The following is a 14,605-nucleotide window of genomic DNA, read 5'->3' on the forward strand; positions in this document are numbered from 1 at the left end:
AGCTGGTGATCCGGCGTACCAAGACCGTGTTCGAATGGATTGAGGAGGCCCGCGCGCTCGGCGTGGACGGGCTCGAACTGCACACCGGGTTCTTCTGGACCGGAGCCGGCGACGAGGTGGACCGGATCGGCGAGGCGCTCGCCGGCGCCGGGTTCGAGATGCCGATGATGTGCGCCTCGCCCGACTTCACCAACCCCGACCCGGACGCGCGGGCCAGGGAGATCGACGCCCAGGCCGAGTTCATGCGGATCACTGCCAGGCTGGGCGGGCCCGGCGCGACCTGCCGGGTGCTGAGCGGGCAACGCTACCCCCAGGTGGCCGTCGAGCAGGGCGTGGAGTGGGCGTCGGAGGCGATCAGCGGGCTGCTGCCGCTGGCCGCCGAGGTGGACATCGTGCTGGCCATCGAGAACCACTACAAGGCCAGCACCTGGAACTACCCCGAGTTCGCCCAGGCCCCGGCCGTCTTCCACCGGATCGTGGAAAACATTCCCGACCGGGTGCACTTCGGCGTGCAATATGACCCGTCCAACGCGATCACCGCCGGAGTGGACTCGGCCGAGTTCCTGGAGAGCGTGATCGACCGGGTGGTCACCATGCAGGCGTCCGACCGCTTCCTGGAGCCCGGCACCACGCTGGACGACCTGCGCCAGGCCGACGGCACGATCGGCTACGCGCCCGCGCTCAAGCACGGCGTGATCGGGCGCGGGCTCAACGACTATGACCGGATCTTCACCATCCTGGTCGAGGCCGGGTACGACGGCTGGATCAGCATCGAGGACGGCGTCAACGGCTTCGACGAACTGCGCGCCTCGGCCGACTTCCTGCGCGCGGCCAGGGACCGCTGGTTCGGCGGCTCCACCGCGGTCCGCGTATCCACCCTTGAGCAGGCACGAAAGGACAACCGATGAGCACGTCGATTCGCGGACTGCGGCGGGCCGACCTGACGCACGGCCTGGTCCAGGTCTCGCTCGACCTGAAGAACCTGGACGACGGTCTGCGGATGGCCGCCATCGCGGTCGAGGCCGGGGCCGACTGGCTGGAGATCGGCACTCCGCTGGTGATGGCCGAGGGCGCGCACGCCGTACGCGCGTTGCGCCGCGAGTACCCCGACCACCCGCTGATCGCCGACCTCAAGATCATGGACGGCGGGTACGGCGAGGCCACCATGTTCGCCGAGGCCGGGGCGGACGCCGTGGTCGTGATGGGCCGGGCGCACGACGCGACCGTCCAGCGGGTCTGCGAGGCCGGGATCGACCACGGGATCCTGGTGATGGGCGACGACATGGGCGCCGGCGACCGGGTGGCCGAGGCACGGCGGCTGGAGCGGCTGGGCGTCGGCATGGTCCTGCACCACATCGGGCACGATCACCGGAACATGCACCGGGAGCTGCGCCTGTCACCGCTCACCGACCTGCCGGGGATCGTCGCCGCGACGACCGTGCCCGTGCAGGCGGTCGGCGGGTTGTCGATCGACCAGGCCGTGAGCTGCCCGGCGATCGGCGCGGGCGTCGTGGTCTTCGGCGCGCCGCTGGCCATCGACGACGAGAACTCGTTCACCATCCCGGAGCGCGACCTGCCCAAGATCCTCAAGGACGCCATCGACCGGGTCCACGCGGCCGAGGTGAGGCAATGACGTTCATGAGGTTGCATCACGCGACGTTCACCATGCCCGTGGGCGCGGAGGACGAGGCGCGGGCGTTCTACGCGGGCGTGCTCGGCCTCACCCCGGTGCCCAAACCGGCGACCATGAGGCAGGTCGGCTGCTGGTTCCGCACCGGCGGGCTGGAGGTGCACGGCCTGCCCGAGGACGACTTCCGGCCCAACCGGGTCAGCCACCCGGCGATCCTGGTGAACGACCTGGACGCGCTCGCCGCCCGGCTGGACGCGCACGGCATCCCGTACGTGATGAACGGGGACTACCCCGGCCACTGCCGCTTCCACACCCACGACTGCTTCGGCAACCAGCTCGAGTTCCTCCAGGAGATCTGAATGGCCACCCATCCCGTCACGCTGTTCACCGCGCAGTGGGCCGACCTGCCGTTCGAGGAGGTGGCCCGGCTGGCGAGCGAGTGGGGCTTCGACGGCCTGGAGATCGCCTGCAAGTCCCAGCACCTGGACGTGGACCGGGCGCTGGAGGACGAGAAGTACCTCGACTCCCGCTGCGAGATCCTCGATCGCTACGGCCTGGGCGTGTGGGCGCTGTCCAACCACGCCCAGGGACAGGTGATCTGCGACGACCCGCTGGACTTCCGGCACGAGCCGATCGTCGGCCCGCGCACGTGGGGCGACGGCGACCCGGATGGCGTCCGCGCCCGGGCGACCGAGCAGGTCAAGAAGACCGCGATCCTGGCCCGCAAGCTCGGCGCGTCGGTGGTGACCGGCTTCACCGGATCCAAGATCTGGCGCTATGTCGCGATGTATCCGCCGGTGTCGCAGGAGGTGATCGACGACGGGTACGCCGACTTCGCCGCCCGCTGGAACCCGATCATGGACGTGTTCGACTCCGAGGGCGTCAAGTTCGCCCTGGAGGTGCACCCGAGCGAGATCGCCTACGACTACTGGACCACCGCCAGGACCCTGGCGGCGATCGACCGCCGGGACGCCTTCGGCCTCAACTGGGACCCCAGCCACATGATGTGGCAGGACATCAACCCGGCCAACTTCATCGTCGACTTCGCCGACCGCATCTACCACGTGGACTGCAAGGACACCCGGCTGCGCGACAAGGACGGCCGGGTCGGGCGGCTCGGCTCGCACCTGGCCTGGGGCGACCCGCGGCGCGGCTGGGACTTCGTCTCCGCCGGGCACGGCGACGTGCCCTTCGAGGACGCCTTCCGCGCCCTGGAGTCGATCGGCTACACCGGTCCGATCTCCATCGAGTGGGAGGACGCCGGGATGAGCCGCCTGCACGGCGCGCCCAAGGCCCTGGAGTTCGTCCGCTCGTTGCTCTGGGACCAGCCGCACGCCCGCTTCGACACCGCCTTCACCCAGTCCTAGGACCTGAGGACGACGAGCTTGTGGTGCAGCAGCTCCTCGATCGCGTACCGTACGCCCTCGGTGCCCTGCCCCGAGTCCTTGACCCCGGCGTACGGCATGTGATCGGCCCGGTACGACGGCGGCATGTTGACCAGGACGGTGCCCGCCTGCGCCCGTTCGGCGAACCGCATCGCCTCGCCCAGGTCGCGCGTGTAGACGGCGGTGTTCAGCGCCAGCGCCGACCTGTTGACCGCGCCGATCGCTTCGTCCAGGTCGTCGACCGGCAGCACGCTGAGCAGCGGCCCGAACGCCTCCTCGCACACCAGCGCCCCGTCCGGGTCCACGTCGGTGAGCAGCGTCGGCGTCAGCACGCCGGCGACGACCTCGCCCCCGGCCAGCAGCCGCGCTCCCCCGGCCACCGCGGTGTCGATCGAGGCTTTGAGCGCCGCCGTGGCCTGCGGGGTGATCAGCGGGCCGACCATGGTGGCCGGGTCGTGCGGGTCGCCGTGCCGTACGGACTTGAAGGCCTCGCTGAGCGCGGCGGTGAGCCGGTCGGCCACCTCGCGCGCCACGTACAGGCGCTGGAGCGAGACGCACGCCTGGCCAGAGTTGGACAGGGCCGCCGTCACCGCGGCGGCGGCGGCCCGCTCCAGGTCGGCGCCGGCCGTGACCACCATCGCCGTGTTCGAGCCCAACTCCAGGACGTGCAGCTTGCGCGGCGAGCGGGCCTTCAGCTCCCAGCCGACCCGGGTCGAGCCGGTGAAGGTGACCACCGCGACCCGGGAGTCGGCCAGCCAGGCGTCCACCACCTCGGCGGGCGGCCCGGTCACCAGGTTCAGCCACCCGGCGGGCAGGCCCGCGTCGGCGAACACCTCGGCGAGCAGCCCGGCGGCCAGCACCGCCTTCTCCGACGGCTTGAGCACCACCGCGCAGCCCGCGGCCAGCGCCGGTGCGATCTTGTGCAGCACGAGGTTGACCGGGAAGTTGAACGGGGTGATCGCCGCCGCGATGCCCCTGGCCTCGGGCACGGTCAGCGCGAGCGTGCCGGCACCCGACTCGATCGCGTTCAGCGGCACGGCCTCCCCGGCCAGCCGCCGGGTCTCCTCGGCCGCCCAGGTCAGCGTCTGCACCGCCCGCTCCACCTCGCCGCGCGCCGCCGTGATCGGCTTGCCGGTCTCCGCGGTGACCAGCCGGGCGAACTCCTCGGCCCGCCGCGCGACCAGCCGGGCCGCCTCGCCCAGCACCCGGGCGCGTTCCGGAACCGGCAGCCCGAGCCGCATCGCCCGCTCGGCCGCGTCCACGGCCAGCACGGCGTGCTCAGCGGTGCCCACGGCGACCGTGCCGATCTGCTCGCCGCTCCAGCGGTCGAGCACCGGCTGCTCGCCCGCGCCGGACACCCATTCCCCGTCGATGTAGAGCTTCACGTGCCTTCCTCGATGTTCTTCCGCACGCTTTCGGTGAACTCGGCCGTGGAAGCCGTCCCGCCCAGGTCGCGGGTGCGCACGCCGCTCGCCAGCGCCGCCTCGAAGGCCGCCGTCAGCTCGGCGGCGGCCTTGGGGTGGCCCAGGTGGTCGAGCATCATCGCGCCGCTCCAGAGCTGGCCGACCGGGTTGGCCACGCCCTGCCCGGCGATGTCCGGCGCCGACCCGTGCACGGGCTCGAACATCGACGGGTGCCGCCGCTCCGGGTTGAGGTTGGCGCTCGGAGCCACCCCGATCGACCCGGTGACCGCGCCCGCCAGATCGGACAGGATGTCGCCGAACAGGTTGGACGCCACGATCACGTCGTAACGGGCGGGGCGCAGCACCAGGCTCGCGGCCAGCGCGTCGATCAGCTCGCTGCGCAGCTCCACATCTGGGAACTCCGCCAGCACCTCCCGGACCACCTCGTCCCAGAACGGCATCGTGTGCACGATCCCGTTGCTCTTGGTGGCCGAGGTGAGCCGCCCGCTCCGGCCGGCGGCCAGCTCGGCGGCGTAGCGGGCGACCCGGGTGACGCCGCGGCGGGTGAACACCGCCTCCTGCACCGCCGCCTCCTCCGGCAGGCCGTGGTACATCCGGCCGCCGATCTCGGAGTATTCGCCCTCGTTGTTCTCCCGGACCACGACCAGGTCGATCGGGCCCGCGTCGGCCAGCGGCGAGCGCACTCCGGGCAACGTCCTGACCGGCCGCAGGTTGACGTACTGCTCGAACCGCCGCCGGATCGGGATCAGCAGTCCCCACAGCGTCTCGACGTCCGGGATGTCCGGCACCCCGACCGCGCCCAGGAAGATCGCGTCATGCTCGGCCAGGATGTCCAGCCCGTCGACCGGCATCATCCGGCCGTGTTCCCGGTAGTGGTCGGAGCCCCAGTCGAGGTGGTGCCAGTCGAGGTGGACGCCGTGCCGCGCGGCCACCAGGTCGAGGCAGCCGAGCGCGGCCGGCACCACTTCCTGGCCGATGCCGTCGCCCGCGATGACCGCGACGCGGTGCCGGGTCATGAGGCGGCGCCGCTGGCCAGCTCGCGCGGCGCGGTGGCCACCGTCACCACGTCGATGTCCTGCTGCTGGAGCATGGTGCGCTGCTCGTCCGTGATGCGGTCGTCGATGATGACGCGGTCGATCGCGTCCCAGTCGCAGATCTTCACCATGGCGGAGGCGTAGAACTTCGAGGAGTCGGTGAGCAGCACGACGTGCTCGGCCACCTCGATCAGCGCCCGCTTGGTAATGGCGTCGAACCCGTTGCCGCAGAACGCGCCCCGCTCGCCGATCCCGCTGGCGGCCAGGAACAACGTCTCCACCTGCAGATTGGAGATCGCCGACAGGGTCGCCGGGCCGTCGAACGACAACGACTCCGGGTGCAGCAACCCGCCCAGGCACATCACGTCGGTGCCGCTGCGCCCGATCAGGCTCGACACCACCGGGAACGAATGGGTGACGACCGTGATGTTCCGGTCGGCGGGCAGGAGGTCGGCCACCTGGCGGGTCGTCGTACCCGCGTCGATGGCCACCACCGAACCCGCGCCGACCATCTCGATGGCCTTCAGCGCGATGGCCCGCTTGGCGTCGGCCATCTTCATGTCCCGCAGGTGGTAGTCGCTGCCCTCCATCTCCTGCTTGGACAGTGAGCCCACGCCGCCGCGGAACGCGCGTACCTTGCCCTGCTCGGTCAGCCGCAGCACGTCGCGGCGGATCGTCATCTCCGACACGGCGAACGCCTTCGACAGCTCGGTGATCGTGCAGTAGCCCTGTTCGGTGATGAACTGCACCAGCCGATCCCGGCGCTCCGGCGCGGAGGTGTAACGGAAGTTTTCCTTGGTCATTGTGAGGTTCCTAGGCTCCCTCGTGACGTCTCGGCCACGATGGCAGTCAGCGCGCGCAACCTCTCCGCCGAGCGGTGGGTCAGCGCGCCCAGCGTGTCGGGGTCAGCGACAGTATCGCCCCAGATCGCCCGTCCCGCGAGAAAACCGCTCGCACCGCCAAGACAGGCCTCCCGTACGGCCGGCGCGAAGTCCGCGGGATCGACCCCGTTCGACAGCACCACCCATGGCCCTGGGACGATCTCCGACAGGCGTTCGGCCTGCTCCCTGACCCGCGACAGGTCACCCGGCTGGTACCCGGGCACCTCCGCCTTGTAGATCGTGCCGCCCAGCGTGGCGATCTCCCTGGCCGCCTGGAGGATGGCGGCGTGCCGCTCCTCCGGGGTCCAGGTCTGGCCGGCGGCCGGCCGTACGATCGCCTCCACCAGGCTGGGGACCTCGGCGGCGGCGGCCACGTCGAGGAACGAGCGGACCAGCCGCTCGCGCTCGGCCGGGTCGCCGTCGGCCCGCCAGATCACCAGGAACTTCAACGCGGCGGCCCCGACCTGGCGGACGTACTCGGGGGTGACGGCGGGGTCGAGATGAGTCGTGAGCACCGGCTGGCCCGGCGGCTGCTCCAGCACGTCGGCGGCCAGGATCAGGCTGGACGCGAGCGACTCGGGCGCGGCGTCGGCCACGCCGTACAGCCGGTCGAGCAGCACCGCGGAGGCCAGCGGTGACAGCACCCGTGTCGCCGTTGACTTGAACTCGCGCAGCGCCTCGTCGGCTGCTTCCTGGCCGTTGACAAGGGGGAACATCTGGCGCAGTGACTCCCGTTGGTCCAGCGCGAGCATGGCGAAACCGCCCTCGGCCGATTCCAGCGGGGCGGTCAACCTGCGCATCACGTGTTCTTGGGGGGCCACAGAATTCCCAGACATCATTCTCCGTTCTCAATCGGACCGCGGCGCGGGACGCGCCGCGGACAGCCATTGCTCCACCTCGGCGGCGCGGGGTATGCCGCTCCTGCCGTCGAGCGCGCGGCACGAGAGCGCCGCCACGAGGTTGGCCCGCCGCGCCGCCTCGACCAGCGACCGGCCCTCGACCAGCCCGGCCAGCAGCGCGCCGTGGAAGACGTCGCCGGCGCCCATCGTGGACACGGGCTCGACCGGCACCGGGGGGACGTGCGTCAGCTCGCCCGCCACCAGGACGTCGCAACCGTCGCCGCCCAGAGTCGCCACCACCTGCCGGGCGCCCGCCGCGGCGGCGGCCCGCAGGCTCACCCTCAGGTCAGCGGCAGGGAACGCGGCGCGCAACGATCCGGCGGTCGGCGCGTACAGCTCGACGCCCGCCAGGTCGAGGCCGGGGATCGGGTTGCCACCGTCGAGGCTGAGCGACGTCCCACCGCCCAAGGCCGCGCGGGCGGCGGCGTAGCCGGTCTGGTCGGCGTGCAACCAGCGGGCCATGCCGCGCGGCGCCGCGTCGGGCGCGGTCGAGGGCGAGGTGACGATCGCCCGCGTGCCGGACATCCGGGACACCATGATCATGCTCTGCGGCGTGCGGACGCCGGGCCTGGCGCGCAGCCACGTGGTGTCCACACCCTCGTCCTCCAGCAGTTTCCTGCTCAGCCGGCCCGCTTCGTCGGCGCCGACGACGCCGCAGAACCCGACGCGGGCGCCCAGCCGGGCCAGCGCGACCGCCGCCGTCGCGGCCGGGCCGCCCCCGGCGACGGTGAACGGCTCGCCGACCACCCGGCCGTCCGCAGGGGGCAACCGGTCGATCGTGGTGATGGTATCGACGGTGACGACCCCGACGCAGATGACGTCCAGCGGCATGACGAGCCCTACTTCACCGCGCCGGCCGTCAGGCCGGTCACGAGGTAGCGCTGCAGGATGAGGAAGCCGGCCACGATCGGCACGCTGACCACCAGCGCCGCCGCCATGACCTGGTTCCAGTAGACGTTCGTCTCGGTGGCGTAGCTCTGCATGCCGACCGACAGCGTACGGGTCTCGCTGTTGGTCAGCTGCGAGGCGAACAGGATCTCGCCCCAGCCGGTCATGAACGCGTAGACGGCGACCGCGATGATGCCGGGCCGGGCGGCGGGCAGCAGCACCCGGAACAACGCGCCCAGCGCCGTCGTGCCGTCCACCTTCGCCGATTCGTCCAGGGCCCGCGGGATGCTGTCCATGTAGCTGGCCAGCATCCAGATCGAGAACGGCAGGGTGAAGGTCAGGTAGGTGACGATCAGCCCGATCCGCGTCTGGTAGAGGAAGGTGAAGCCGAGGCTCCGGTCGATGTTGACGAAGATGATGAACAGCGGCAGCAGGAACAACACCCCCGGGAACATCTGCGTCGACAGGATCACCCCGGAGAACGCGCCCCGGCCGCGGAAGCGATAACGCGAGATCGCGTACGCCGCGAAGATCGCGATGACGACGCTGAACACCATCGACGAGAACGTCACGACGAGGCTGTTGACGAAGTAGTCGGCCAGCGGCACGGTCGACCACATGTCGACGAACGGCGCCAGCGTCGGATGCGTCGGCCACCACTGGAACTCGCCCTGCACGTCCCGCAGCGGCTTCAGCGCCGAGGTCAGCACCACGTAGAGCGGCACGATCGTGAACACGGCCAGCGGGACCAGCACCACCCAGCGGAAGACGCGGAACGACGTCTGCTCACGCATTGCGGCTCACTCTCCTGTTCCACAGCGCCCACAGGCCCGCGACCACGACGAGGAACAACATCAGCAGCACGGACATCGCCGAGCCCAGGCCGAAGTTCCAGGTGATGAACGAGCTGGAATAGATGTGCACGGTCAGCAGGTCGGCGGACGCGGGCGGGGTCGGCCCGAAGAGCACGTAGGGCGTGTTGAACTCGCGGAACGTCCACAGGAAGAGCAGGAGCAGCAGGACCGCGCTGATCGGCCGCATCATCCGCAGCGTGATGTGCCGCATCTGCTGCCAGGTGCTCGCGCCGTCGATCGCCGACGCCTCGTACAGCTCGTCCGGGATGCTCTGCATGCCCGCCATCGACATGAGGAACGCGAACGGCCACTGCTGCCAGATCGACACGACCACCACCGAGACGAACGCGTTCCCGCCGATCAGCCAGAACGGCCGGTCGTCCACCAGGTGCAGCACGTCCACGATGAACTGGTTGAGCAGGCCGTTGTCGCGCTGCAGCATGAACTTCCAGACGATGATCCCGGCGTACGCGGGCAGCGCGTACGGGATCAGGAACAACGTGCGCAGGAAGCCCCGGCTGCGCATCGGCCGCTGGAGCACGATCGCGGCCGCCATGCCGAACGCGTACGAGACCCCGATGACCAGCACCGTGAAGCCGAGCGTGATCCCGAAGGAGCGCAGCAGCTGCTGGCCGAGCGGCCCGGAGAAGTCGAGCGCCACCCCGAAGTTGCCCAGCCCCGCGAACGGCGCCGCCGACCAGTTGGTGATGAACAGCTGGGTGAGCTCGATGAGGCTCATGAAGATCCCGACGATCATCGGGATGACGTGCACGAGCAGCTCGAACGCCACCGCCGGGAGGATCAGCAGGTAGGGGGCCGCCCGGGTCCAGTTGATGCGTCTGAGCCCGCGCGGCCGGACCTCGTCCGGGCCCGGCCCGTCTTTCGGCGCCCGCGCGGGCCGCCTGGGGAACGTCGTCGCTGCCATCTCGTTCTCCTCGGGAGGCCGCTCGCTGGGCCGCAACCCGTGGTTCGGTCGGTTGTCGGTGGGGGAAACGATGATCAGCTCGCCCCCATCTTCTGCTGCGCCTCTTCCAGCGCGGCCTGCACCTCGGCGTCGCCGACCTGCGCTCCGGTCGCGGCCTTGGCGACCAGCGCGACGGCCGCGCCGCCGACGTTGGCCTGGAACGCCTGGATGCCCGGGACGAGCGGCAGCGGCTTGGCGTAGCTGGAGAGGATCTCGGTGAAGGTGTCGAGTTTCTCCTGGTCGTCGGTGAAGGCCGCGGGCACGCCCTGGATCGGGGGCTGCGTGGTGTAGGCCTTGTTGAGGATCTTCTGCTCGTCGTCGCTGGTCATGAACTTGACGAACTGGAGGGCCGCGTCGACGTTCTTGCTGTTCTTGAACACCGAGATGTTGGTCCCGGCGACGAAGCTGGAGATCTTCTTGCCGGCGGCCGGGGCCGGGATCGGCACGATGCCGTAGTCGTCGGGCTTCATGCCGTTCTGCGCCAGCACGTTGATGCCGGAGGTCTGCGCCATGTACATCGCGGCGTCTCCCCGGGCGAAGTCGCCGGCGGCCTGCGCGGAGTCGCTGTACTGCGCGGCGCTCGGGTTGACGACGTGGTATTTCGCCAGCAGGTCCACGTACTGCTTGACGCCGGCGATCATGCCGGGGGTGGTGAACGCAGGCTTGCCCGCGGCGTCGAAGGCGGAGCCGCCGTTCTGCTCGCTGAAGATGTAGGCGAAGTGCATGCTGGCGTTGACGGTGGCGCCCGGGATGACGATGCCGTACTTCTTCTTCGCGGGATCGGTCAACTTCTGTGCGGCCGCGATCAATTCCTCCCACGTCGTGGGCGGCTTCAGACCGGCGTCCTGGAACAGCTTCTTGTTGTAATACAGCGCGTAGACCTGGCTGTAGAGCGGGATCGAGGTGGGCGGCTCACCCGCCTTGCCCGCCGTGGCGAAGGAGCTCGCCACGAAGCGGTCCTTGCCGCCGATCTTCTGCAGCGCGGCGTCGTCGAAGGGCAGGAACGCGCCGGTCGACTGGAAGGTCACCGCGTTGGTGTTGCCGATGTTGAGCACGTCCGGGCCCTGGCCGCTGACGGCCGCCGACAAGGTGTTGTTGGTGAGGTCGGTCCACGGCACGACCTCGAGCTTGACCTTGATCCCGGTCTGCTGGGTGAACTTCGCGATCTCGGGGGTCAGGACGTCCTTGTCGTTCTGCAGGCTCGCGCCCTGGTTGCTGGCCCAGTAGGTGATCGTCGTACCGGCGCCTGCCGAGGTCTCGGAATCGCCACCGCCGCCGCAGGCGGTCAGGGCGGCGGCGAGGAGCATCGCGGACGCTCCGGCTGCGAGGGGTTGGATCTTCATCGCGCCGCTCCAAGTGAGAGTGGCAAGCGAGGTCACATTTTGCCGCTTGCCCTGCCGTCGAGTGGTGCCATTTGAACACCAGCCCAAGGTTGGTGTCAATGGAACATCCTTTGATACTTCCCGCCCAAATTTCCGGGCGTGTCCTGGCATGGACTGTTGGCTCCCGCACGGCAACTCTCAGACGCCGGTGTTCGAGACCTCCACGAGGAGGTGGTGCGGGCCGCGTAGCGCCGGGCTGCGCCGGTACGGCGGCGGGTCGGCGACCAGCCGGGGATCCTCCAGGCGGCGGGCCAGCTCGGACAGGGCGAGCTGCGTCTCCAGCCGGGCCAGGGGAGCCCCGAAGCAGTAGTGGATGCCGCTGCCGAAGCCGAGATGCTGGTTGTCCACCCGATCGGGATCGAACCGGTCGGGATCGCGGAACCGCCGCGGGTCACGGTCGCCGGCGGCCAGCGCCAGGGTGATCCTGGCGCCCTCGGCTATGACGGTGCCGGCGATCTCGATGTCGGCCAGAGCGGTGCGCTGGGCCGGGAAGTGCACCGGCGGCTCGTACCGCAGCAGCTCTTCGACCAGAGGGACGACCACGCCGGGGTCGCGCCGCAGCCTGCCGAGCACGTCAGGATGGCGCAGCAGCGTCAGCATGCCGTTGGTGATGAGGTTGACGGTGGTCTCGTGCCCGGCGATGAGCAGCAACGAGGCGGTGCTCACCACGTCCTCCCGCGCCATCCGCCCGCCGGGGTCGTCGTCGGTGACCAGCGCGGACAGCAGGTCGTCGCCCGGCCGGCGCAGGCGGGCCGCGACCAGCTCGTCCAGATAGGCGCCCAGCTCCGTCTGTACGGCGAAGCGCCGCCGCTCCTCGGCCTCTCCTGCCCGCGGGTCGAGGGTCTCGATCAGCGCCGCGGCCCAGGCGTGGAAGCGTGGCTCGTCCTCCCGCGGGACACCCAGGAGCTGGCAGATGACCGTCACCGGCAGCGGATAGGCGAAGTCGTCGACGATGTCCACCCTGCTCCGGCCCTCGAAACCGTCGATCAGCTCGGTGATGAGCGCGGCTATCTCACCCCGCATGCCCTCGATGCGGCCGGGCGCGCACGGCGGCCCCCAGTGCCGCATCACCTGTTGCCGCAGCCGATCGTGGTCGGGCGGATCGCGGCGGATGAACGACGGAGGCACTCCGGGCGGGGCCGCTTCCTCGGGACGGATCGAGCTCACCCGCGGGTCGTGCAGCAGCGCGACGATCTCCCGGTACGTACTGACCACGTAGCGACCGTCCTCCTGCCGCGCCACCGGGGTCTTGCGGAGCTCGGCATACAAGGGGTACGGGTCGGCGCGGTGCGAATAGTCCAGCACCTGGTCGAAGACACTGCCCTGTGCCATGACGCCCCCTCCAACGGACATATCGGGCATCTACCCTCGTAGCCTCGATCAAGCGGCGCGATCTACGAACTCAATGGACGAAACATATGGTTAACAGACCGTCCTTCCTAACATCAGAGCGCCGCGCCGCAGTGAGGCGCGGAGTGACAAAGGAGGACGACGTGCCCGCCCACACCCCCCAGACAGTCTCCAGATCCCGACGACGCCGGTCAGCCACCTTGACCGGCATTCTCATCGGACCCCTGCTCGTCGCGCTCGGCTCACCCGCCGCCGCGACGGCCGGGCCCGACCCAGCGCCCTGCCCGGCGTCGCTCTCGCGACAGGCGACCTGCTACCGAGGGCAGGACGCCAACGGCGCCCACTACATGATCGCCATCCCCGAAGCCTGGAACGGGTCGCTGGTCATGCACGCCCACGGGGGACCAGATCTGACCGAGGAGTCCGACCCCGAACGCAGTCCCGACGACCTCGACCGCTGGTCGGTGATGGTACGCGAGGGCTACGCCTGGGCGGGCTCGGCCTACCGCCGCGGCGGCTACGGGACCAGGATGGGAGCCGAGGACACCGAGAACCTGCGGCGGTTGTTCGTCGAGAGGTTCGGGCGACCGCAGCGGACCTTCGTGCACGGCCAGTCCTGGGGCGGCGACGTCGCCGCCAAGGTCGCGGAGATCTACGGGCACGGCCCGAAGTCGCCGTACGACGGAGTGCTGCTCACCAGCGGCGTGCTGGCGGGCGGTTCGCGCGGCTACGACTACCGGGTGGACCTGCGCGTGGTCTACCAGTACTACTGCCAGAACCACCCGCGCCCGTCCGAGCCGCAGTATCCGCTGTGGATGGGACTGCGCAAGTCCTCCACGATGACGACGGAAGGCCTGCGCGCCCGGCTGCGCGAGTGCACCGGCTACGACGCCAAGCCCGAAGACCGCACGCCCGAGCAGCAACGCAACCTCGACGACATCCTCGCCGTGACGAAGATCCCCGAGCGGACGCTGGAGTCACACCTCAGGTTCGCCACCTTCACCTTCCGCGACATCGTGCACAATCGGCTCGGCGGGCGTAACCCGTTCGGCAACCGGAACGTCCGCTACTCCGGATCCCACGACGACAAGGCGCTCAACGCCGGTGTCGAACGATTCTCCCCCGACCAGTCGGCCGTGCGGGATCTGTCCTTCGACAGCGACGTCACCGGCGCGGTCTCGATCCCCGTACTCACCGTGCACGCGATCGACGACCCCACGGCCTTCGTCGAACACGAAGCGGCCTACCGCGCCAGCCTGGAGGGCGCCCACTCCGACGAGCACCTCGTACAGACCTTCACCCGGGAAAGCGAGCACAGCGGGCTGAGCATCGCGGAGTACGCCAACGCGATCTCGGCGCTGTCGGCCTGGGTGCGCACCGGCGTCAAGCCCACGGCCGCGTCGGTGGCCGCGTCCTGCCCGGCCTTCGACGCCACCTACGGCACCGGCTGCTTCCACGATCCGGGCTTCGTCCCCGCCGACTACGCTTCGCGGGTGCTGCCGCGCCCCGGGGCGCGGCACTGGCCCGCGCTGACGGCGGCGCAGGAGCGAGCGCTGGCCCGGCGCGGAGGCGTGGGCATCGCCCCCTGACCCGCGATTGGGATGGCTCCGAGTCGGCGCTCGGAGCCATCCCATCGGGCTTACTTGAACCGGCGCAGCCGCAGGCTGTTACTCACCACGAATACGCTGGAGAAGGCCATCGCCGCCCCCGCGATCATCGGGTTGAGCAGGCCGAGCGCGGCCAGCGGCAGAGCGGCCACGTTGTAGGCGAACGCCCAGAACAGGTTGCCCTTGATCGTGCCGAGCGTCCGGCGCGACAACCTGATCGCATCGGCGGCCACCCGCAGATCGCCCCTGACCAGCGTCAGGTCGCCGGCCTCGATGGCGGCGTCGGTGCCGGTGCCCATCGCCAGCC

Annotated in this window: 14 protein-coding genes and 1 pseudogene; 5 read left to right on the forward strand and 10 right to left on the reverse strand. The window is 70.2% G+C overall.

Annotated elements, in window-relative coordinates; translation table 11 throughout:
• Positions 1-5 precede the first annotated feature (5 nt).
• From ACFLIM_RS43355 to ACFLIM_RS43370, 4 genes are read left to right on the forward strand one after another with little or no spacing between them, the layout of a single operon-like run.
• Positions 6-908, forward strand: a complete 903-nt coding sequence (locus tag ACFLIM_RS43355; RefSeq protein WP_393175399.1) for a sugar phosphate isomerase/epimerase family protein — start codon at positions 6-8, stop codon at positions 906-908.
• On the forward strand, positions 905-1,633 hold the full coding sequence (locus ACFLIM_RS43360; RefSeq protein WP_393175401.1) for an orotidine 5'-phosphate decarboxylase / HUMPS family protein: 729 nt from the start codon (positions 905-907) through the stop codon (positions 1,631-1,633). Before ACFLIM_RS43355 ends, ACFLIM_RS43360 begins: the two co-directional genes overlap by 4 nt.
• The gene (locus ACFLIM_RS43365) at positions 1,630-1,989 is read left to right on the forward strand and encodes a VOC family protein (protein WP_393175403.1); all 360 of its coding nucleotides are present in this window, start codon (positions 1,630-1,632) and stop codon (positions 1,987-1,989) included. The genes ACFLIM_RS43360 and ACFLIM_RS43365 overlap by 4 nt, the downstream gene beginning before the upstream one ends.
• The gene (locus tag ACFLIM_RS43370; protein ID WP_393175405.1) at positions 1,990-2,997 is read left to right on the forward strand and encodes a sugar phosphate isomerase/epimerase family protein; all 1,008 of its coding nucleotides are present in this window, start codon (positions 1,990-1,992) and stop codon (positions 2,995-2,997) included.
• Here the strand turns inward: ACFLIM_RS43370 and ACFLIM_RS43375 are convergent.
• The 9 genes from ACFLIM_RS43375 to ACFLIM_RS43415 all read right to left on the reverse strand — a co-directional run bounded on the left by ACFLIM_RS43375 (position 2,994) and on the right by ACFLIM_RS43415 (position 12,673).
• Positions 2,994-4,400, reverse strand: coding sequence for an aldehyde dehydrogenase family protein (locus tag ACFLIM_RS43375; RefSeq protein ID WP_393175407.1), 1,407 nt, complete (start codon positions 4,398-4,400; stop codon positions 2,994-2,996). The genes ACFLIM_RS43370 and ACFLIM_RS43375 overlap by 4 nt on opposite strands.
• Positions 4,397-5,455: a tartrate dehydrogenase gene (locus tag ACFLIM_RS43380; RefSeq protein WP_393175409.1), complete on the reverse strand. Its 1,059-nt coding sequence runs from the start codon at positions 5,453-5,455 to the stop codon at positions 4,397-4,399. The genes ACFLIM_RS43375 and ACFLIM_RS43380 overlap by 4 nt, the downstream gene beginning before the upstream one ends.
• A complete protein-coding gene (locus ACFLIM_RS43385; protein ID WP_393175411.1) occupies positions 5,452-6,276 on the reverse strand; it encodes a DeoR/GlpR family DNA-binding transcription regulator in 825 nt (274 codons plus the stop codon). Before ACFLIM_RS43385 ends, ACFLIM_RS43380 begins: the two co-directional genes overlap by 4 nt.
• Positions 6,273-7,154, reverse strand: coding sequence for a hypothetical protein (locus tag ACFLIM_RS43390; RefSeq protein WP_393175413.1), 882 nt, complete (start codon positions 7,152-7,154; stop codon positions 6,273-6,275). The genes ACFLIM_RS43385 and ACFLIM_RS43390 overlap by 4 nt, the downstream gene beginning before the upstream one ends.
• A gap of 48 nt (positions 7,155-7,202) precedes the next feature.
• Positions 7,203-8,084 (reverse strand): carbohydrate kinase family protein, encoded by an 882-nt coding sequence (locus ACFLIM_RS43395; protein WP_393175415.1) that lies wholly within the window; start codon positions 8,082-8,084, stop codon positions 7,203-7,205.
• Positions 8,085-8,092: 8 nt separating this feature from the next.
• Positions 8,093-8,935, reverse strand: coding sequence for a carbohydrate ABC transporter permease (locus ACFLIM_RS43400; protein ID WP_393175417.1), 843 nt, complete (start codon positions 8,933-8,935; stop codon positions 8,093-8,095).
• A complete protein-coding gene (locus tag ACFLIM_RS43405; protein ID WP_393175419.1) occupies positions 8,928-9,920 on the reverse strand; it encodes a carbohydrate ABC transporter permease in 993 nt (330 codons plus the stop codon). The genes ACFLIM_RS43400 and ACFLIM_RS43405 overlap by 8 nt, the downstream gene beginning before the upstream one ends.
• 74 nt (positions 9,921-9,994) lie before the next feature.
• Positions 9,995-11,302, reverse strand: a complete 1,308-nt coding sequence (locus ACFLIM_RS43410; protein WP_393175421.1) for an ABC transporter substrate-binding protein — start codon at positions 11,300-11,302, stop codon at positions 9,995-9,997.
• A 177-nt stretch (positions 11,303-11,479) separates the two neighbouring features.
• Positions 11,480-12,673: a cytochrome P450 gene (locus tag ACFLIM_RS43415; protein ID WP_393175423.1), complete on the reverse strand. Its 1,194-nt coding sequence runs from the start codon at positions 12,671-12,673 to the stop codon at positions 11,480-11,482.
• A gap of 218 nt (positions 12,674-12,891) precedes the next feature.
• Between ACFLIM_RS43415 and ACFLIM_RS43420 the strand changes: the two genes are divergently transcribed.
• On the forward strand, positions 12,892-14,280 hold the full coding sequence (locus tag ACFLIM_RS43420) for a hypothetical protein (RefSeq protein WP_393175425.1): 1,389 nt from the start codon (positions 12,892-12,894) through the stop codon (positions 14,278-14,280).
• A gap of 50 nt (positions 14,281-14,330) precedes the next feature.
• On the opposite strand, the pseudogene ACFLIM_RS43425 reads toward ACFLIM_RS43420, so the two are convergent.
• Positions 14,331-14,605 (reverse strand): annotated as a pseudogene (locus ACFLIM_RS43425) (heavy metal translocating P-type ATPase); the annotation flags it as partial.

The organism is Nonomuraea marmarensis, from assembly GCF_043197025.1.
GTDB lineage: Bacteria > Actinomycetota > Actinomycetes > Streptosporangiales > Streptosporangiaceae > Nonomuraea > Nonomuraea marmarensis.